Source organism: uncultured Thiothrix sp., from assembly GCF_937876535.1.
Classification (GTDB): Bacteria; Pseudomonadota; Gammaproteobacteria; order Thiotrichales; family Thiotrichaceae; genus Thiolinea.
On record NZ_CALFHZ010000021.1, the window covers coordinates 306,667 to 325,012 of the forward strand.

Here is an 18,346-nt window from a genome sequence, read left to right on the forward strand (position 1 = left end):
ATGAGCAAACAAGCGTGGATCTTACCGCTGCAATGGTTGTGGCTGTTTGGCCTTTTGCTGGTGGGTTTAGGTATTCTCTGGGACAACGGCATTCTCCCATTCATGTTTGCTACGGATAACACCTATCTGTGCCCTTTAATGGTGATCTTATTTCTGCTGACTTGTTTGCATTGCGGTTATTGTAGTGTGTTTTTGGCTAAGCAAGTGCAGGCTCTAGCCGCTTGGCAGCAAGGTCAATATCAACAGACAACTACCGTGATTAGTCGTTATTTGAGTGAGCTACAAAAAATACCTAATCCTCAAGATAAACAACTCACCGCGGAGCTATTGAGTGCTCAATTGCATAGTTCCCATGAAGTCGGCTGGTTTATTACTGGTGCTTTAATCAAGTTGGGAATGTTAGGTACGGTAATTGGCTTTGTGATGATGTTGGGTTCAATGACTCATCTTGATTCACTGGATATTACTCAAGTCCAAACCCTTATGAGCACTATGACACAGGGAATGAAAATCGCACTTAACACCACCATTATTGGTTTAGTTGGAAGTATGTTATTAGGTATGCAATATCTACGGCTTGACCAAGCGGCTGATGAGTTAGTGGTAAACGCGATTCATGCCAGCGAACTAGCACATGGCTCTGTTTAAACGGCGTGATACGGCTGATATTGATCCTTTTAGCGATTTATTATTTAACGCTTTACTGGCATTTACCTTCTTATTTTTAATGGCTTTATTGCTCATGAACCCGACTGCGAAGAGCGGGATTATTAACCCAAAAGCCGAGTTCATGATCACGGTGAGTTGGCCAGATAATAGCCCCGATGATATTGATACTTGGGTGGAGGGACCCAAAGGGCAGTTGATTTGGTTTAAGCGCCCGCAAGAAGGTCTAATGCATTTAGATCGAGATGATCGTGGCATTGTGAATGATATGCAGCTGATTGATGGCAAAGAAATTATCAATCCACTTAATCAGGAAATCGTTACGATTCGCGGGCGGCCACCGGGTGAGTTTACGGTGAATATTCATTACTACCGTAGCCAAACCTTAAAAGCCGTGCCGGTTACGGTTTATCTTGCTGAAGTGAATCCCACTCTCAAAGTATTGCATTACGCCACCACTACCTTGCAGCGTGAAGGCGAAGAGCGTACTGCAGTGCGCTTTAGCATTACCCCAAATGGTCAGGTCACCGACATTAACACTCTGCAAAAATCCCTCGTACTCGGAGGAAAAATATGAATGAAATGCTCATGCTTTTGGTGGTGGCTTATATTTTTCTAGCAGCACTCTTAGTTTTGGTTTTGCTATATGGGCGGATTCCTTGGTTGCTGAAATTACTGTTGGTGCTTATCACTACAGGTTTGTACTGGGTGAGCTATCAGGGGTGGAAGGAGGTGCAGGGCTGGCCTAGCGAAGTTGAATTGCCTACGAAGTTTTTATTACATGCCTCGGTGATTGAGGAGCCGAGTCAGGAAACGGGGACGGCTGGACGGATTTTTATTTGGGCGTCAAATTTAAAAGGTAATAAACCAGCGGGTGAGCCGCGTGCTTATATCATCCCTTATGACCGCGAAGTCCATTCTTCCTTACAAGATGCCTTGCGTAATCAGCGTAATGGTAATGTGCAAATTGGCGTGAAAGAGCGCAACAAGAATCTGCAAAATGCCGCCCCCGTCAATGTGCGCCAACTTGGGCAAATTCATGAAAAGCTCAAATTCATTGAGTTACCTGACCCCGCTTTACCCGAGAAATAATCATGTGGCGCTTAATGCTTATTGGGTTTTGCCTGAGTCTGCTAGCTGCTTGCGAAAAGCCAGCTAGCGATGATTATTTTCCTTTGAATCAAGGCTTGCATTGGGAATATCAAGTCACCATTGAGCATCCTGAGCGCTTGGATACTAAGCAACTGATTATTGAAACTACTGGGCAGACACGCTTGAAAGAAGAGGTCGTCAGTATCCGCTCCACTAGTGATGGCACGGATTATTATCTGGCTAAGCGTGCGGATGGGATTTATCGCTTAGCTAAGCGCACGGTGGTGGAAACTGAGCCACGCTTGGATGTTAGCCCACGTATGGTGTTACCTCTGCCGATTACGCAGGCGAAAGGCAAAACCTGGTCGACGATTTCCCAGCCTTATTTAATTGAGCGGGTGTATGAGGGGATGGATGTGATGACTGCTGATATGCTGCAATTTCCGATGACGTATTCGGTGCTGAGTTTGGATGAAACGGTTGAGGTCGCTGCCGGTCATTTTGAGCATTGCCTTTTAGTCGAGGGGCAAACTGATTTATCGTTATATGCGGATGCCCGTACGGGCAATTCCACTATTCCTATCACCACCCGCGAGTGGTATGCGCCGGGTGTCGGCTTAGTGAAATTAGAGCGTGAAGAGCCTTTGAATACGGATGTTTATAAGGGTGGTAAGATTGTGATGGAGCTGGTGGGGTTTATGGATTAGTTTTGTTAGTTTAAAGCTCAAGGAGAAGAAAAGATGAAGCTAAACCAATTGACTGATGCAGAGTTAACGGCTGCTTTAGTGCAATTACCCAAGTGGCAAGTTGTGGCTTCAGCTTTGCCCAAAGCACCTGATCAGCAGCGTTATGAATTGTATCGCACCTTTAAGTTTCCGAGCTTCGAAGTAGCCATGAGTTTTATGGCAGAAGCAACACCTATCATCAGCCAGCTAGATCATCATCCGCGTTGGGAAAATAATTGGCGTACCGTGTCAGTGTGGTTATCGACTTGGGATGCTGGGCATCAAGTTTCTAGTTTGGATATCGAATTGGCTAAGCAATTAGAGCTGCTATACAACAACTTGTCTTAAACCAAAACCATCCGTACCCGCCGATTTAATTTACCTTTCTTCTCAATTTTCGTAATAGTCACTTGGCCGATCTCGCTGGTACGTTTTAAATGCGTACCGCCACAAGGTTGCAAATCCACCCCTTGCACATGGATCAAACGTATTTGGCCTGAGCCACGGGGTGGTTGCACCGACATCGTTTTAACCAATTCGGGATTAGCATCTAATTCAGCATCGGTAATCCAGCTTTCACTCACGGGTAAGTCTTGATCAATTAAAGCTTGAAGTTGTGCAGTAATCTGCTCTTTATCCAAAATCGAGTCAGGAATATCAAAATCCAAACGGCCTTCACCTGCGCTAATCGAGCCGCCAGTGACTGCATAAGGTAGAACTACTGATAGTAAATGTAAGGCGGTGTGTACACGCATATGGCTATAGCGAGTTGCCCAATCAAGTTGCATTTCAACTGTCTCTCCAACTTTTGGAAGCTCACTGTTTTCAACGGGTACATGCACTACGCGCGTATGTGCAGCATCTTCCCAAACGGTAGTGGTAATGGCGATTTCTTGCCCATTGTTCAACTGCAAGACCCCTTTATCACCCGGTTGTCCGCCACCGGTGGGATAAAATAGTGTGCGATCTAAAATAATCCCACCTTGTTCAGTGATAGCAATGACTTGTGATTGAGCAGTGGTTTGATATGCGTCGCTACGAAAGAGCAGTTCGGTAGTCATGGGAGGGAGGCAACCCTAAATTAGAAATTAACAAGTTAATATGGCAAATAATAAAGGCGAAAGAAAGCAGAGATTGCTGTTTTTAAAGATTACCAAAAATCGTCAAATATAAATTTATTTATAAAGATAAGTTTCTTTGGATGGCTTGAGCGTTTTAGTTTAATTAACAAATATAATTTAAAGTTAATTCAATTGCTTATATGATTAAAGCCTAATAGGCATAATTCCTGCAGTGATAGCAATTAACAGGAAAATGATAAAATTTAGGATCAGCCCATGCTTTTAACCCTTTCCACTACGCACCAGCCCGCCACCGATTTAGGTTTTTTGCTGCACAAGCATCCCGAGCGGTTGCATGAAATTGAGATTCCGCAAGGGCGCGCTTTAATGTTTTATCCTGAGGCTTCTCAAGAGCGCTGCACTTTTGCCCTGACTTTGGAGTTAGATCCGGTGCAATTAGTGCGCGGTTCAGGACAGAAAGGTGATAGTGGTTTATTAGATGAGTATGTGAATGATCGGCCTTATGCAGTGTCGTCGTTTTTGACCGTGGCACTTGGGCGCGCTTTGGGGACTGCGTTTACAGGGCGCTCTAAAGATCGACAGGCTTTGGCGGATACAGCGATTCCTTTTGAGGTGGTATTAACTCCTTTACCAGTACGCGGTGCCGAAGATTTACCGGAGCGTTTATTTGCACCTTTGGGCTATGAAGTGCAGATGGAACGGCATGCTTTGTTGCCCAATCAACCAAGTTGGGGTGAGAGTCCCTATATCACCTTAAGTCTAAAAGCGACCAAACGCTTGCGTGAGGTGCTGGAACATATTTTTGTGCTAATTCCGGTGCTGGATAACCGCAAGCACTATTTTATCGGCAAAGAAGAGCTAGAAAAGCTACTACGCAAAGGTGAACAATGGCTGCAAACTCATCCTGAAAAAGTGCTGATCACTGAACGTTATCTCAAACATCGTAAGGCTTTGGTGCGGGAAGCTTTGGCACGCTTATCCGATGAAACACCTTTGGAAAACCAAGCTGATGCAGATCGAGATTTAAACCAAAATCTTGCCGAACTGGCCTTAGAAAAGCCCCTGAATTTGAATGAATTGCGCTTGGAAACGGTGACGCAAGTGTTATGTGAACGTGGTGTACAACGGATATTGGATTTGGGTTGTGGTGAAGGACGTTTGTTAAAGCGCTTGCTCAAAGAGGGGCAGTTTAAGCGGGTGGTGGGTGTGGATGTGAGTATGCGTGCTTTGGAGATTGCAGCCAGGCGTGTGCATCTCGACACCCTAAGTGAAAAGCAGCGTGAGCGGATTGAGCTATGGCAGGGTGCTTTGACTTATCGTGATCAGCGTTTTGCAGGTTTTGATGCGATTGCTTTGGTGGAGGTGATTGAGCATTTGGAATTGGATCGCTTGGCAGCCTTGGAACGCGTGGTGTTTGAGTTTGCACGACCTAAATTAGTGGTGCTGACCACGCCAAATCGCGAGTTTAATACACGTTTCCCGAATCTGGTCAATGGCAAATTACGCCATGCCGATCACCGTTTTGAATGGACGCGGGCAGAGTTTCAAGCGTGGTGCGAGCGCGTGGCAAGCACTTATGGCTATCAAGTAGCTATTAGTGGGATTGGTGAAACTGACCCCGAATTAGGGCAAGTCACCCAACTGGGAGTGTTTACAAAATGAGAACCATAAATATCCCTGAATTTGCCCTTGTGGTCTTGATTGGTGCGTCTGGCTCGGGCAAATCCACCTTTGCCCACCAACATTTTAAAGCCACTGAAATTGTCTCTTCCGATGTATGTCGTGGTTTGGTGGCGGATGATGAGAACGATCAGGCTGCTAGCAAACCAGCATTTGAAGTTTTGCATTATTTGGTGGAAAAGCGTTTGGAGGGGCGGCGCTTGACGGTGGTTGATGCCACCAATGTGCGTGCGGAAGATCGTAAATCCTTAATTGCTTTGGCGAAGAAATATTATGCCTTAGCCGTGGCGATTGTTATTAATCCGGGGCAAACAGTGTGCATTGAGCGCAATCGTTCGCGGCCGGATCGGCAGTTCGGGGCGCATGTGGTACAGAATCAAACTCGTACTATGAAACAAGGTTTGTTTGGCTTGGAGCGGGAGGGTTTCCGGCAGGTTATTGAGCTAAGATCCGTCGCTGAAATCAATGACCTGACTATTACACGTCAGCGCTTATGGACGGATTTACGCCATGAAACGGGGCCATTTGATTTGGTCGGTGATATTCATGGCTGCTTCGATGAGCTACTAAGTTTATTGCAAGGTTTGGGCTATCAAATCGGTGACGATGAGCAAGGTGTGTATGCGCTTCCACCGGCAGGGCGCAAATTAGTATTGGTGGGCGATTTGGTGGATCGTGGCCCGAAAACGCCGCAAGTCTTGCGCTTAGCCATGCGTATGGTGAAAGTAGGTGAGGCGCTATGTGTGCTCGGCAATCATGAAGCCAAACTGCTGAAATGGCTACGTGGTAAAGAGGTGAAACTGAGTCATGGCCTAGCGCAAAGTGCTGAGCAATTAAACCAAGAAACACCGGAATTTCGTACTGAAGTAGCCACATTCATTGATAGTTTAATCAGCCACTATGTCTTGGATGGTGGGCGTTTAGCGGTGGCACATGCGGGTGTGAAAGAGAATATGCAAATGCGTGCTTCGGGCGTGATTAAGCAATTTTGTATGTATGGTGAAACCACGGGAGAAACCGATGAATTTGGCTTGCCAGTGCGTTATCCGTGGGCGATGGATTATCGTGGCAAGGCCAAAGTGGTCTACGGGCATACACCCATGCCAAATGCTGAGTGGTTAAATAATACGATTTGTTTGGATACTGGCTGTGTGTTTGGCGGCAAATTGACAGCCTTGCGTTATCCGGAAATGCAATTGCAATCAGTGCCTGCACAACAGGTTTATTGTGAACCAGTACGACCTTTGCATATGCCTAATCTAAGCCTGAGTGCACAGCAGGAAGATGATGATATTCTGCATTTTGCGGATGTGAGCGGTAAGCGTTTGTTGGAAACACGCTTGAATAAACAAGTCACGATTTATGCGGAAAATGCGGCGGCAGCTTTGGAAGTGATGAGTCGCTTTGCAGTGAATCCACGGTGGCTAATTTATTTGCCACCGACTATGGCGCCCACCTCCACTAGCACAAGGCCGGATTATTTGGAGTATCCAACCGAGGCCTTTAACTACTATGCAGAACGCGGTGTTACGGAAGTAGTCTGCGAAGAAAAGCATATGGGATCACGTGCGGTGATCGTTTTATGCCGCAATGCAGCGTTAGCAAAGCAGCGTTTCGGAGTGACTAGCGGCGAAATTGGGGTGATTTATACCCGAACTGGACGACATTTCTTTAATGATGCCAGCCTCACGCAAAGCATTCTCGAACGCTTAAATCAGGCCATGCAACAGTCTGGCTTGTGGGAGGATTTGCAGAGCGATTGGGTGTGCTTGGATACGGAAATTATGCCGTGGTCAGCCAAAGCGATGGCATTGATTCGTGAGCAATATGCACCTGTGGGAGCAGCGGCGCGGTTAAGTATGGCTTCGGTCAGTCAGGCTTTGCAGCAGGCAGCGCAGCGTGGCGTGGACTTGAGTGCATTGCAAAATCGTGTTGCGGAACGTGGCACTGCAGTACAGAAATATGGCAAGGCATGGGCGCACTATTGCTGGGAAGTGCAAGGCATTGAGGATTTACGGATTGCCCCTTTTCATTTACTAGCTAGCGAAGGTGCAGTGCATATGGATAAAACTCATGTTTGGCATATGACTCAGCTGTCACGTTTAGCCGAGCAAGACAAATTATTCCATGCCACTAACTCTTTAACAGTTAATTTAAGCGATGAGAGCCAAATTGCCGCTGCTTGCGTTTGGTGGGAACAGCTTACTCAAAATGGTGGTGAAGGCATGGTGGTGAAGCCTACCGATTTCATCGCTTATGTGAAACAAGTACCGATTCAACCCGCTCTGAAATGCCGTGGTAAGGATTACTTACGGATTATTTATGGGGCTGAATATGACCTACCTGACAATTTACAGCGCTTGAAAAAACGTGGTTTGAGTCGGAAGCAATCCCTAGCCATGCGTGAGTTTGCCTTGGGTTATGAAGCTTTGCACCGCTTTGTGGAGCAAGAACCATTGCGGCGTGTGCATGAGTGTGTGTTTGGGATTTTAGCGCTGGAATCGGAAGCGGTGGACCCGAGGTTGTAGTTGATAAAAACTATGCAGAACCCGGTTTGTTTTAATTGTCGAAAGGTTGCTAGGATCCCCATGCAAGTACATTAATACCTTAGCAGCACGTAGGAGAGATTAAGCCGTGCGACTAAGCATTACGATAAATTATGCTAGGCTGGCTAGTATTGTTTATTGCGAATTGCCCGCACCCGCTCCCCATGCTTTAATGCTCATCCAACCACAGGGAGAGGCATTATGCTCAATGAACAACAACAAACCCACTTGTTAGTCCGTTTCGCGCGCGAGCAGCTTGTACCGGATGTCACTAGTTCCGATTGGCAAGCCTTTGAGCAACGTTTAACACAATACTTGCCTGCGCTCACTAATGAGTTAAGTACAGTGTATGGCGAACGTGCTGACTTTCTGAATTTCCTCGCGATGCTTTTAAAAGCAGCTTATCAAGCATGGCAAGAGCGCCCCAATGCTTTAAAAGTGCAAGATGCTGAGCATGAGCATAATCCCGATTGGTTTAGCTCTGAAAAGATGGTCGGGGGCGTGTGTTATGTGGATTTATTTGCGGGTAATCTGCAAGGCATTATTCAAAAAATCCCGTATTTCCAAGAGTTGGGCTTGACCTATTTGCACCTCATGCCGCTGTTTAAATGCCCAGAAGGACAAAGTGACGGTGGTTATGCGGTAAGTAGTTATCGCGAGGTGAATCCAAGTTTGGGCACGATTGAGGATTTGCGCGCGGTGGCACAAGCGCTCAAGGCAGCGGGTATAACCTTAGTGGTCGATTTTATTTTTAATCATACCTCCAACGAACACAGCTGGGCGCAGGAGGCAGTGAAGGGCAATCCGCACTATCAGGATTTTTATTATTTCTTCCCCGACCGCCGTATGCCCGATGCTTATGATCTGACGGTACGTGAAATTTTCCCTGATCAGCATCCAGGCGCATTTTCGCAGTTGGAAGATGGACGTTGGGTATGGACGACTTTTAATAGTTTTCAGTGGGATTTGAATTACAGCAATCCGGCTACCTTTACCGCGATGGCTGAGGAAATGCTATTTATTGCGAATCTCGGCGTGGATATTCTGCGTATGGATGCGGTGGCTTTCATTTGGAAGCAACTTGGCACTGACTGCGAAAACCTCCCGCAAGCCCATGCTTTAATTCGCGCCTTTAATGCGGTGGCGCGTATTGCTGCACCGAGCCTGTTATTCAAATCCGAAGCCATCGTGCACCCTGATAAAGTGGTGCAATACATTGCACCGAATGAATGCCAACTCTCTTATAACCCGCTACAAATGGCGCTGTTGTGGAATTCTTTGGCTACCCGCGAAGTGAATCTCTTGCAACAAGCCTTAGAGCGCCGCCACAATCTGCCTGCGCATACCACATGGGTGAATTATGTGCGTTGCCATGATGATATAGGTTGGACCTTTGCCGATGAGGATGCCGCCGAATTCGGCATTAATGGCTTTTTCCATCGCCAGTTTTTGAATCAGTTTTATGTGAATCGCTTTGCGGGTAGTTTTGCGCGCGGAGTGCCATTTCAAGATAATCCGGTGACTGGCGATTGTCGCATTAGTGGCATGTGTGCGGCTTTGGTAGGGCTAGAACAGCACGACCCCTTGGCGATTGAGCGGATTATGTTACTGCACAGCGTGGCCTTGAGTTCGGGTGGTTTACCGCTGATTTATCTTGGCGATGAGGTCGGCACGCTGAATGATTACGAGTTTGCCAATGATCCACATAAAGCTGAGGACTCGCGCTGGGTGCACCGCCCTCAAGCCGATGCAGTGCGCTATGAACAGCGTCATGATCTTGCCAGTGATGCTGGAAAAATCTTTAATCGATTGTTGAATTTAATCCAGATTCGCAAAAATACCCCAGCTTTAGGCGGCACACAATTAATGTCCTTCAATGCGCGCAATCCGCATGTATTGGGTTATTGGCGTGGAGCTAAGGAGCGCGTGTTAGTGTTAGCAAATTTTAGTGAGCACGCCCAAGGAGTCAGTGCTTTAACTTTATCTGCGCTGCCGGAAACTGTGAGAGATTTAGTTAGTCAAAACTCAGTAACGGTGGTGAATGGTGTAAAATTAGCACCTTATCAGTTTCTATGGTTGAGTATTCCCATTAGTACCTAAACTAAGTTTCAATTCACTATTAGAGCGAGAAATAAATTGATGCGTTATCTTATTTTGGCTGTTTTACTCTGCCTAAGTTTCCCCAGTTGGGCAGATGATCCTGCAATTGAGAAAATCCGCCAGACTTATAATCAAATTCATAGCTCGTTAAATAGTTTGAAACGCTCTGAATTTGAGTCAGGTTGGCAAAGTACTGAAGGGGTAGAAGCAGTTAAATATCAAGATCGTCAAGGGAAAGTAAATTTAATTAAAGTCACTGCTTTTGGTGAAATGGGTAAAACCATGAGTGAATACTATTATCAAAACCAGCAAGTTATTTTTGCACTGGAAATAACCAAAAACTACAATACGCCTATGTATATTGATGATAAAAAAGCTAAAGAGCTAGGCATTGAGCCGTATGACCCTAAGAAAACCACTACCACTGAAAACCGTTATTATTTTAAGCAACATAAAATGATTCGTTGGTTGGAAGGTAGTCAATCAATCAAAGCAAGTGATACGCGTTTTAATAAAGAGGCAAGCCGCATAGTGAGCGATAGTCAAAAACTTTTTAAGCTAGCTCAGGACTAATTTTGGTTACACTCAAACCTCTAAAGTCATAATGATAAAAATTCATATTAATCCGGAATTTTATCTATAAACTCAAAGGGGTCGAGTGTGGAAAATGCCACACGCTTTATTAAATTATCTTTAAACCAACTATTTACTCATTTAGTTTATAAGGTTTGCCGAAATAGATAATATTCAGATCTTTGGTTGGGGTAAAGTTAGTCTTTTCCATCACAAAGGTTGTAGCATCGATTTTCTTCACCCCTGTACCGCAAAAACTCAGGGTTTCATTGGGGTCTGATTTCTTAAGCGTTAAGGTAAATTTACCAATCGGCCCTTTCCAATTAGCCCCTGTTGTTAAAATATATTCAATCGTGGAGGTGGGAATATCGTATTTAGCCTTCAATTGTTTATTGATCCAATCTTGTGTGCTTTTGTCGATACAATACATGCCCGTTTCTTCGCCTTGCATGCCATAACCCACAGCACCACCTACACCCGGCGTGTATTCGTGTATCACCGAAATGGCTTTTTTGGACGGAAAGGTCTGCAGCCAATGATGGGTTATTTTATGAGCATAAGCCTGTACATCTTTATCAAAACGCTTTTTGTCTTCGCTTTCAAAAGCCTGTTTTTTACCATCCACTGTCACCGAAAATTTCAGGATGTTTTTATCTTTGGGTAAAGTGTCTTCAGTGTAATAAGGCAAAGATGAACCATCTGCTTCCAAGATTGCTTCGGGTAGGGGAAAAGCGACACGGGTGGTGATGGGCGTATCACTGGTATTATAAAACTTGTAGGCGACTCGAATTTTATCTTTGCTAATCCACAAATCCTCTTCTTGCATGACAATATGATCGGATTTGGTAAAGACTAAACCACCTACACCAAAGGCTGCGATGGAGTCATTTGCTTGAACAGTGGATAAGCTGGTGATGGCTAGTAAACTAGCTAAGTAACTTGTACGCATGAGAAATTCCTCGCCCTGTGGTTCCTTTACTAAGATACCATTAGTAGACCAGCCTAGATGGACTAAGTGCAGTTTTAAATTAATTTAGCACTCTATAGATCTGCATAGTGCCATTATGCACTAAGCTAGTTTATTGATTAGCGTGCAGCTTGTTCTTTTTCCGGAATGTTGACGATGCCAGCACCATCAATTAGCCATTGAGTTTTGATCTTAATAGGTTTTATGGCTACTTCCATCCCTTCATTCGCACCTTCCCAGCTACCTTTTACCAGCATAATCCCAGATTTTTCTTTACAGCTTGTGACTTCAGTAAATTTATCAGGCGAATCTTGCCCATCAATAATTGGGTCAAAACCTAAACCAAGTTCAGGATCTGCTTTTTTAGCGTGCTCGATGAGTTGTTTATAGGCTGCTTTAAACCCAGGCGTAAGTGCTTCACTAGTAGCTACCCATTTATCAGGGTCTGGCTGATCTTCTTTAAAGTATTGGGTATAGCTATTCATAAAATTAAGTGCAGCTTGTTTACTGGCACTACTACAATCGGCTTGGCTGATAGGGCTAAGTAATAAACCGAGAGCACAAAATGAATAAACTAGTTGCATAAAGTCTTCCTTCTTAATGTATGACGAGATTTTAGCTAAGGCGCGTGTTTACAAACTTAATTCCACGATAATTGGATAATGATCAGAACCTATAGAGGGATAAACTTTAGCGCTAACCACTTTCCACTGTGAGCTAGCCACAAGTTGATCAATAGGAATTCCCATAAAGCCTTGGAATTTGGTCGGCCAAGTGGGGAGTAAGTTAAGTGTGCGATAAAAGCCACGTTCTGCTAGACCCGTAAAAGCAGTCGACCAAGGGGTAGCATTAAAATCTCCCACAATCAGAGTAGGTTGGTGATGAGAACTAGTGAATTGACGCAAGATTTGATCCCGAACAGGATGTTGTTCCTTAGTCATTGGTGGTTGGGGATGAAAACCAATGAGTTTAATCGCTTGCTGTTGATACTCAAGCTGGACACTTAGATATTGAATACCTAGGGAATCTTGTAAAGTTTCAGGTTGGCTGAATGGTGTGCGGGAAAGAATTGCCATTCCAAATGGATGATCCGCCGGATTCAGGAGTTGATAAGGGTAGTCTTTCCATGCTTTTACAAAAGCCGTGTGCTGCGGGGTATATTCACAAATCACAATTACATCAGGATTTTGCTGAGTGGCGAGTGCTTTGAGCTGGGTTAAATCAGGGTTACTGAAATGCACATTACTACTGAGAACTTTTAATGAATGGTTTGAGCTAGTCGCAGTTTTAAGTACCGGCGAGGCTGTAAAAAATGGCAACGCTAGTGCTAAGCCGCTGACTAACCAAGCTTTGTTTTTAGGGGCTAGCAATAAAAGACCTAATACTAGCAAAAGCATATATAACCATTGCCAATGGCTGGCTAGATCAAATAGCCAAGCCAAGGTAAGTTGATGAGGCAGAAACAGAGGCGTGATTAGTGGGCTAAATAAACCTAACAAACTGCCGCATACTACTAAAATACCAAAAATTCTTATCATTCTTCAGCGCTCAAGATTATTCGACCCGACAGTAGCAATATAGAAATTGCTGGTTCAGACCACTGGGTGTTTGATGATTGACGGTTAAGATGTCAAGTAAGCGAAGGGTCGTACCAAATTCGTGATGCAAACTGTGACTATCATAGCGCATCACCTCCAAACCACTGCATTGCTTAGGGCCTTCGGTGCCAAAGGTTGCCATAATCACATGCCCATTCGGTTTGACGGATTTAAATACTTGCTATACATAACGCTCGCGTTGTGCTTTTTCAGTTAAGAAGTGAAACACGGCACGATCATGCCAAATATCGAATGAGTGAGGTGCAAATTCCAGCTCTAAAACATCACCCACTAGCCAGTTAACTTGTACGGCTTGGTCGCCTAAACGGGTTTGTGCAAGTTCTAAAGCCTGTTCAGAAATATCCAACACACTTAAGTTTTGATAGCCAGCAACTAATAAATCATCGGGTAAAGTAGATGCCCCTGAGCCTACATCTAAAATACTAGCTTGTGGGCTAGGTGCAAGGCGCTTGATCAGTTGTAACGAAGTTTCAAGATGGGGTGTATACCAACTAACTTGTGCAGAATCTTTGGTGTGGTAGACCGTTTCCCAGTGTTGATGTGCGCTCATGCTGTGGTCGCTCATTTTTTTATTTAAAGTCAGTTGATTGTGGTGAGTTACTCCAGTATTTGCAAGCAAGCGCTAATCTACTTTGATAAGCCTCAATGTGCTTAAGGCTGGTTTATTGGACTATGCTCAAGCTTCAAGCTAATTAAGTTTTTACTTAACTTTCAGGAGTTGAATGTGATTTTTCGGCAGTTATTTGAAAAAGACTCTAGCACTTACACTTATCTATTAGCCTGCGAAGCTACAGGACAATGTGTACTCATTGATCCAGTGATAGATACGGTAGAGCGCGATTTAAGAGTGCTACAAGAGTTAGGTTTAAAGCTCAGTTACACCCTAGAAACGCATATCCATGCTGATCACTTAAGTGGGGGGAAGAAGCTGCGTGCATTCACAGGTTGTAAAATTGCAGTACCTGCTTTAGATAAATTAGCTTGTGCAGATGTTGGAGTACAGGAAGGTATTCCTTTCCATGTTGGGCAATTAACTCTACATCCTTTATTTACACCTGGACATACAAGCACTCATCATGCCTATTTATTAGATAATGGTATGCAGTCAGTTTTATTTTCTGGCGATGCTTTATTGATTGAGGCTTGTGGTCGCACAGATTTTCAATCTGGTGATGCCCAAGCGTTATATCGGAGTGTGACCGAGAAGTTCTTTAGCCTGCCTGATGAAACTTTAGTCTATCCCGCACATGATTATGAAGGTCGCTACATTACGACGATAGCTCAGGAGAAAAAGCGCAATCCGCGTCTAGGTAATGGCAAAACAGAAGCTGAGTTTGTAGCAATTATGCAAGGCTTGAATCTGCCCTATCCGCGCAAGATTGATTTCGCTGTACCTGGTAATCAGCTGTGTGGTCAATGCCCTGATAATGTACCCGAGCAATATCGAGGGCCGTGTGAAGTAGTCGAATTACCGGCTGATCTTAGACGAAATTATCACTTAGGCGATCAGGGCTAAGTGTTAAATGCTCTGATGGAGCATTGCTTAGGCAGTTGCTAACAACTGTTTATAAACTTGTAAGTCTTCATCCGAGAAGCAGCAAAAAATTACTTTCTTAATGCTTGGGGTATTGGACAAGGTGGCTTTGACTGCAGCCAGTGCGATGGTGGCAGCCTGTTCAAACGGATAGCCAAAAATACCGGTACTAATACAGGGGAAGGCAATACTGCTTAAGCCATTATCTTGTGCCAACTCTAAGGAGCGTCGGTAGCAGGAAGCTAGCAAAGCTGGTTCACCGCTGTTACCACCGCGCCACACGGGGCCGACAGTATGAATCACAAAGCGCGCAGGTAGTTTATAGCCCTTGGTGATTTTGGCATTACCGGTTTTACAGCCGCCTAATAAAGCACATTCAGCAACTAGCTTGAGTCCTGCCGCACGATGAATGGCTCCATCTACACCACCACCGCCTAGTAGTGAGGAGTTAGCAGCATTCACAATTGCATCGACTTGCAGTTTGGTAATATCACCTTGAATAGCTTGAATTTCTTGAGTCAAGAAAGCACCTTACTGTTTTAAAAAGTTGGGTAATTTTAGCAGCCAAGTCTCTTGTTCTTCCGTATCAGGAACTCGTACTGTCCGTGTTTTGCTGATCATTTGCAGCGCGGTTGATGGGGCAATACCACTAGCCACTAATACAGCACCTGCAATAATACCTGTCCTGCCAATACCCGCGCGACAATGGACGACGACATGCTCGCCTTGCGTTAATTTTTGCAATAGCTGTTTAGCTAAATCAACCGCTTTGGGAGTTGAGGGCAAGCCGCGATCAGGGATAGGGAAGTTGATATAGTGGATGCCATATTTTTCGCAATAATGCGCTTGCTGAGTTAAGCCCAATTCATATTGTTCACTCGGTTCTAAGAGACTGACTAGGGTAGTAACTTGTAATGGCTGCAGGTCTTGGATGAATTCTTCTAGGTAGTCGCCACCTAAAGGCCGAGCCATAAGTGACAGCTTGCCCTTAAGAGAGTTCATTGGAAGAGGATAGGTCATCAGTTTCATCTTAAGCATTTTACGAGTTAGTCGGATTTGTGGGGGTGATTAACCAAAGAATAGTCAAAATGTTCATAGAAAAATACCATACTGAAATCCAGTTATAGCGTTTTAAATAGGTAAGCACTATGAAGCCGAGCCGTGGTACTCCAAGAATCTTAGAAGATGAACATACCAGCGCTGAATTAGGTGAGGTGAGATGGTCGCCGATCAAATCTCTTTGGTATCTTACCCATCTAGCCATTGCCTTAATAGGCGGATGCTTAAGCTTTAGTTGGTCGGCCTTGGCAATATTTATCGGTTTTACAGGGATTAGCTTGTGTCTTGGGCATTCATTAGGTATGCATCGCCGCTTGATTCATGGCAGTTATCAATGCCATCGCTGGACTGAATATTGCTTTGTACATTTAGGGGTGCTCGTTGGGATGGCTGGGCCATTTGGCATGATTCATCAGCATGACCTACGCGATTGGGCACAAAGAAAGTCAAATTGTCATCCTTATTTGCGCCATGGCAACTCCATGCTAAAAGATGGTTGGTGGCAATTAAATTGCGAATTAAGATTAAAAAATCCTCCACTCTTAAAGTTAGAAGATAAATTGGTGAATGATCCCCTCTATCAATGGATGGAGCGTACTTGGATGTGGCAACAATTACCTTGGGCGCTGTTATTATTCTATTGCGGTGGTTTAGCCTGGGTGGTGTGGGGCATTAGCGCTAGAATTACGATTTCTGTGACTGGACATTGGTTGATTGGGTATTTTGCGCATAATCAAGGTCAGCGCGACTGGCATGTCAAGGGCGCTGCTGTACAAGGGCACAATGTGCGTTTTTTTGGTTTTATAAGTATGGGCGAAGCTTGGCACAATAATCATCATGCTTTTCCCGGTTCGGCCATGCTGGGTATTTATTCAGGGCAATCAGACCCTGGTTGGTGGGTATTAAATGCTATGAATAATTTAGGTTTAGCGTGGGGATTAAAGTTGCCTAGGGATTTACCTTATCGTCCAGAGTTAGTTCCTATTGAGCATTCTACACGGTATATGAAAGACCTTAAGCCCTGCCCATTTTTGAGTCTTATCTAACCCTAAGTATTTCGTATATTCTGACAGCAAGCCTAGACAGGGCTTGCTGTAACGCGCTTTCATACATCCCATGTCCCGCATCAACCATCAATAAGTGATAGTTTTTAATAGATTGCCGCAATAACTCCGCTCCTGAAATGCGACAAACCTGATCCTGTTTGCCATGTACTGCCCATACTGGAATATCACCCAGCTTATCCAAACCATCCAATACCCCATGCGGCGGCAGGAAAAAGTGGTTGGCTGCATAGTGTGCATAAACGCGCATCCGAGCAATACGGGTAAACCAAGTATGTGGATCAGGATTAAAGCTGGGTGTACCGCTTTGCATAATGGCTGCTTCCCAAGCATCCCAAGCTAAAGCAGCTTGATAAGCGTGTTCTGGCTCTGTTTGTAGGCGTTCTAATAAGACCCTGGCAGGGTCGGTATGGTAATAAATTTGCAAGGAGGCTAAGAGCGCTTGATAAGCCGCAGGGAACTGTTTACTGACTCCATCGGGTAGTGCAAACCAGCTCCAATCTTCGCGCCGTGCTAGAAATACACCGCGTAATAACACGCCTAAAGTCCGTTCAGGAAAACGTTTAGCGTATTCTAATGCTAATACTGTGCCCCACGAGCCGCCATAAATCACCCAGCGTTCAATATTCAAATGGCTACGTAGTCGCTCCATATCCTCAACTAAATCAGCAGTGGTATTCGCTTCAAGACAAGCTAAGGGTATTGATTTGCCGCAGCCCCGTTGGTCGAGTTGAATAATCCGAAAGCCTTCAGGATAAAGCAGATTCGCTTGAGCAGGATTGCAACCCGAACCGGGGCCGCCATGCATGAACAGCAAGGGGATACCTTGAGGATTGCCGAATTCAGCAAAATAAACTATGTGGCCGTGATCGACACTGAGCGTACTCATAAACGGGCAACTTTAGCTTCCATTCCACGTGTTTCACCGGAGAGTTTGAAGAAGGCATCCAATAGACTGGTGGTGTTAGTTTGGCTAATTAAATGGGCGGGTGTGTCTTGTGCCAGTAATTGGCCTTTGTGTAGCACTAAAACTTGTTTCGCGCTTTCGGCTTCGTCGATTAAGTGAGTTGCCCATAACACGCACAAATTGTGCTGATCACAGAGTTGATGCACATAAGCCAACAGTGTGGCGCGTGAGGCCGGATCAAGGCCGACGGTGGCTTCATCCATTAATAGGAGTTTCGGCTCAGTCATTAAGGCACGCGCCAACTCAACTTTGCGTCGATTACCACCACTCAATGTGCGACAGGGCTTGCTGGCAACTTCGCTTAATTCCAATTGCGCTAATACCGCGGCACTGCGAGTTTTAATCTCGGCTTTATTCATGCCGTGTAATTTGCCGTGAAAATCGAGGTTGGTTTGCACACTCAAATCTAAATCTAAAGCTGACTGCTGAAATACCACGCCCATTTGCGCTAAAGCGGCCGGCAGATTTTGTTTAATATCTGCGCCATTTAGGCTGATTGCCCCTTGATCGGGTGCGAATAAGCCAGTCAGTAATTGGAATAGGGTACTTTTGCCTGCACCATTTGGCCCTAGTAGTGCATAAAATCCACTCTCCAAACTGAAGCTCACTTGCTGCAAAGCTTGCACCGAACCATAAGACTTGCTAACCGATTGTACAGTAAGTGTGGCCATG

The 18,346-nt window shown here is 45.0% G+C and carries 21 protein-coding genes; 11 read left to right on the forward strand and 10 right to left on the reverse strand.

Annotated elements, in window-relative coordinates:
* The 5 genes from Q0230_RS15920 to Q0230_RS15940 are packed head-to-tail and all read left to right on the forward strand — an operon-like array spanning window position 1 to window position 2,831.
* Complete coding sequence (locus Q0230_RS15920) at window positions 1-648, forward strand: MotA/TolQ/ExbB proton channel family protein (RefSeq protein ID WP_298611308.1); 648 nt, start codon at window positions 1-3, stop codon at window positions 646-648.
* A complete protein-coding gene (locus tag Q0230_RS15925) occupies window positions 635-1,243 on the forward strand; it encodes a hypothetical protein (protein ID WP_298611311.1) in 609 nt (202 codons plus the stop codon). Before Q0230_RS15920 ends, Q0230_RS15925 begins: the two co-directional genes overlap by 14 nt.
* Window positions 1,240-1,758, forward strand: a complete 519-nt coding sequence (locus Q0230_RS15930) for a hypothetical protein (RefSeq protein ID WP_298611314.1) — start codon at window positions 1,240-1,242, stop codon at window positions 1,756-1,758. The genes Q0230_RS15925 and Q0230_RS15930 overlap by 4 nt, the downstream gene beginning before the upstream one ends.
* A 2-nt stretch (window positions 1,759-1,760) precedes the next feature.
* Window positions 1,761-2,465 (forward strand): hypothetical protein, encoded by a 705-nt coding sequence (locus Q0230_RS15935; RefSeq protein ID WP_298611317.1) that lies wholly within the window; start codon window positions 1,761-1,763, stop codon window positions 2,463-2,465.
* A gap of 33 nt (window positions 2,466-2,498) precedes the next feature.
* Window positions 2,499-2,831, forward strand: a complete 333-nt coding sequence (locus Q0230_RS15940; RefSeq protein ID WP_298611320.1) for a 4a-hydroxytetrahydrobiopterin dehydratase — start codon at window positions 2,499-2,501, stop codon at window positions 2,829-2,831.
* On the opposite strand, the gene Q0230_RS15945 is transcribed toward Q0230_RS15940, so the two are convergent.
* On the reverse strand, window positions 2,828-3,544 hold the full coding sequence (locus Q0230_RS15945) for an alanyl-tRNA editing protein (RefSeq protein WP_298611323.1): 717 nt from the start codon (window positions 3,542-3,544) through the stop codon (window positions 2,828-2,830). The two genes, Q0230_RS15940 and Q0230_RS15945, sit on opposite strands and share 4 nt — an antisense overlap.
* A 276-nt stretch (window positions 3,545-3,820) precedes the next feature.
* Here Q0230_RS15945 and Q0230_RS15950 point away from each other — a divergent pair, with 276 nt between their 5' ends.
* From Q0230_RS15950 to Q0230_RS15965, 4 genes are all read left to right on the forward strand, one after another.
* Entirely contained in the window at window positions 3,821-5,227 is a 1,407-nt protein-coding gene (locus tag Q0230_RS15950; protein WP_298611326.1) for a 3' terminal RNA ribose 2'-O-methyltransferase Hen1, read from the forward strand.
* A complete protein-coding gene (locus tag Q0230_RS15955; RefSeq protein ID WP_298611329.1) occupies window positions 5,224-7,773 on the forward strand; it encodes a polynucleotide kinase-phosphatase in 2,550 nt (849 codons plus the stop codon). The genes Q0230_RS15950 and Q0230_RS15955 overlap by 4 nt, the downstream gene beginning before the upstream one ends.
* 219 nt (window positions 7,774-7,992) lie before the next feature.
* Window positions 7,993-9,891: an alpha-amylase family glycosyl hydrolase gene (locus Q0230_RS15960; protein WP_298611332.1), complete on the forward strand. Its 1,899-nt coding sequence runs from the start codon at window positions 7,993-7,995 to the stop codon at window positions 9,889-9,891.
* 39 nt (window positions 9,892-9,930) lie between these two features.
* On the forward strand, window positions 9,931-10,464 hold the full coding sequence (locus Q0230_RS15965; protein ID WP_298611335.1) for a hypothetical protein: 534 nt from the start codon (window positions 9,931-9,933) through the stop codon (window positions 10,462-10,464).
* Window positions 10,465-10,597: 133 nt separating this feature from the next.
* On the opposite strand, the gene Q0230_RS15970 is transcribed toward Q0230_RS15965, so the two are convergent.
* The 5 genes from Q0230_RS15970 to Q0230_RS15990 all read right to left on the reverse strand — a co-directional run bounded on the left by Q0230_RS15970 (window position 10,598) and on the right by Q0230_RS15990 (window position 13,600).
* On the reverse strand, window positions 10,598-11,413 hold the full coding sequence (locus tag Q0230_RS15970; protein ID WP_298611338.1) for a DUF4424 family protein: 816 nt from the start codon (window positions 11,411-11,413) through the stop codon (window positions 10,598-10,600).
* Between the two features lie 137 nt (window positions 11,414-11,550).
* Window positions 11,551-12,015, reverse strand: a complete 465-nt coding sequence (locus Q0230_RS15975) for a hypothetical protein (protein ID WP_298611341.1) — start codon at window positions 12,013-12,015, stop codon at window positions 11,551-11,553.
* A 48-nt stretch (window positions 12,016-12,063) separates the two neighbouring features.
* Window positions 12,064-12,969 (reverse strand): endonuclease/exonuclease/phosphatase family protein, encoded by a 906-nt coding sequence (locus tag Q0230_RS15980; protein WP_298611344.1) that lies wholly within the window; start codon window positions 12,967-12,969, stop codon window positions 12,064-12,066.
* Window positions 12,970-12,985: 16 nt separating this feature from the next.
* On the reverse strand, window positions 12,986-13,171 hold the full coding sequence (locus Q0230_RS15985; protein ID WP_298611347.1) for a hypothetical protein: 186 nt from the start codon (window positions 13,169-13,171) through the stop codon (window positions 12,986-12,988).
* Between the two features lie 39 nt (window positions 13,172-13,210).
* Window positions 13,211-13,600, reverse strand: a complete 390-nt coding sequence (locus tag Q0230_RS15990; RefSeq protein WP_298611350.1) for a class I SAM-dependent methyltransferase — start codon at window positions 13,598-13,600, stop codon at window positions 13,211-13,213.
* A 174-nt stretch (window positions 13,601-13,774) separates the two neighbouring features.
* Between Q0230_RS15990 and Q0230_RS15995 the strand changes: the two genes are divergently transcribed.
* On the forward strand, window positions 13,775-14,566 hold the full coding sequence (locus Q0230_RS15995) for an MBL fold metallo-hydrolase (protein ID WP_298611353.1): 792 nt from the start codon (window positions 13,775-13,777) through the stop codon (window positions 14,564-14,566).
* A 27-nt stretch (window positions 14,567-14,593) separates the two neighbouring features.
* Here Q0230_RS15995 and Q0230_RS16000 read toward each other — a convergent pair whose 3' ends face one another.
* Window positions 14,594-15,106, reverse strand: a complete 513-nt coding sequence (locus Q0230_RS16000) for an O-acetyl-ADP-ribose deacetylase (protein WP_298611356.1) — start codon at window positions 15,104-15,106, stop codon at window positions 14,594-14,596.
* 9 nt (window positions 15,107-15,115) lie between these two features.
* Window positions 15,116-15,556 (reverse strand): protein-tyrosine phosphatase family protein, encoded by a 441-nt coding sequence (locus Q0230_RS16005; RefSeq protein WP_298611359.1) that lies wholly within the window; start codon window positions 15,554-15,556, stop codon window positions 15,116-15,118.
* Window positions 15,557-15,732: 176 nt separating this feature from the next.
* On the opposite strand from Q0230_RS16005, the gene Q0230_RS16010 reads away from it, so the two are divergent.
* Window positions 15,733-16,689 (forward strand): acyl-CoA desaturase, encoded by a 957-nt coding sequence (locus Q0230_RS16010; protein ID WP_298611362.1) that lies wholly within the window; start codon window positions 15,733-15,735, stop codon window positions 16,687-16,689.
* Here the strand turns inward: Q0230_RS16010 and Q0230_RS16015 are convergent.
* Together Q0230_RS16015 and Q0230_RS16020 are read right to left on the reverse strand one after the other, a co-directional pair.
* Window positions 16,682-17,596, reverse strand: a complete 915-nt coding sequence (locus Q0230_RS16015; protein WP_298611365.1) for an alpha/beta fold hydrolase — start codon at window positions 17,594-17,596, stop codon at window positions 16,682-16,684. The genes Q0230_RS16010 and Q0230_RS16015 overlap by 8 nt on opposite strands.
* Window positions 17,593-18,345: an ATP-binding cassette domain-containing protein gene (locus Q0230_RS16020; protein ID WP_298611368.1), complete on the reverse strand. Its 753-nt coding sequence runs from the start codon at window positions 18,343-18,345 to the stop codon at window positions 17,593-17,595. The genes Q0230_RS16015 and Q0230_RS16020 overlap by 4 nt, the downstream gene beginning before the upstream one ends.
* Between the last annotated feature and the right edge of the window lies 1 nt (window position 18,346).

Excerpts from the sequence above, each read along its gene's own strand:
- Q0230_RS15920 (WP_298611308.1), top strand. The coding sequence starts at position 1 with ATGAGCAAACAAGCGTGGATCTTACCGCTGCAATGGTTGTGGCTGTTT.
- Q0230_RS15925 (WP_298611311.1), top strand. The coding sequence starts at position 635 with ATGGCTCTGTTTAAACGGCGTGATACGGCTGATATTGATCCTTTTAGC.
- Q0230_RS15930 (WP_298611314.1), top strand. The coding sequence starts at position 1,240 with ATGAATGAAATGCTCATGCTTTTGGTGGTGGCTTATATTTTTCTAGCA.
- Q0230_RS15935 (WP_298611317.1), top strand. The coding sequence starts at position 1,761 with ATGTGGCGCTTAATGCTTATTGGGTTTTGCCTGAGTCTGCTAGCTGCT.
- Q0230_RS15940 (WP_298611320.1), top strand. The coding sequence starts at position 2,499 with ATGAAGCTAAACCAATTGACTGATGCAGAGTTAACGGCTGCTTTAGTG.
- Q0230_RS15945 (WP_298611323.1), bottom strand. The coding sequence starts at position 3,544 with ATGACTACCGAACTGCTCTTTCGTAGCGACGCATATCAAACCACTGCT.
- Q0230_RS15950 (WP_298611326.1), top strand. The coding sequence starts at position 3,821 with ATGCTTTTAACCCTTTCCACTACGCACCAGCCCGCCACCGATTTAGGT.
- Q0230_RS15955 (WP_298611329.1), top strand. The coding sequence starts at position 5,224 with ATGAGAACCATAAATATCCCTGAATTTGCCCTTGTGGTCTTGATTGGT.
- Q0230_RS15960 (WP_298611332.1), top strand. The coding sequence starts at position 7,993 with ATGCTCAATGAACAACAACAAACCCACTTGTTAGTCCGTTTCGCGCGC.
- Q0230_RS15965 (WP_298611335.1), top strand. The coding sequence starts at position 9,931 with ATGCGTTATCTTATTTTGGCTGTTTTACTCTGCCTAAGTTTCCCCAGT.
- Q0230_RS15970 (WP_298611338.1), bottom strand. The coding sequence starts at position 11,413 with ATGCGTACAAGTTACTTAGCTAGTTTACTAGCCATCACCAGCTTATCC.
- Q0230_RS15975 (WP_298611341.1), bottom strand. The coding sequence starts at position 12,015 with ATGCAACTAGTTTATTCATTTTGTGCTCTCGGTTTATTACTTAGCCCT.
- Q0230_RS15980 (WP_298611344.1), bottom strand. The coding sequence starts at position 12,969 with ATGATAAGAATTTTTGGTATTTTAGTAGTATGCGGCAGTTTGTTAGGT.
- Q0230_RS15985 (WP_298611347.1), bottom strand. The coding sequence starts at position 13,171 with ATGGCAACCTTTGGCACCGAAGGCCCTAAGCAATGCAGTGGTTTGGAG.
- Q0230_RS15990 (WP_298611350.1), bottom strand. The coding sequence starts at position 13,600 with ATGAGCGCACATCAACACTGGGAAACGGTCTACCACACCAAAGATTCT.
- Q0230_RS16005 (WP_298611359.1), bottom strand. The coding sequence starts at position 15,556 with ATGGCTCGGCCTTTAGGTGGCGACTACCTAGAAGAATTCATCCAAGAC.
- Q0230_RS16010 (WP_298611362.1), top strand. The coding sequence starts at position 15,733 with ATGAAGCCGAGCCGTGGTACTCCAAGAATCTTAGAAGATGAACATACC.
- Q0230_RS16015 (WP_298611365.1), bottom strand. The coding sequence starts at position 17,596 with ATGAGTACGCTCAGTGTCGATCACGGCCACATAGTTTATTTTGCTGAA.
- Q0230_RS16020 (WP_298611368.1), bottom strand. The coding sequence starts at position 18,345 with ATGGCCACACTTACTGTACAATCGGTTAGCAAGTCTTATGGTTCGGTG.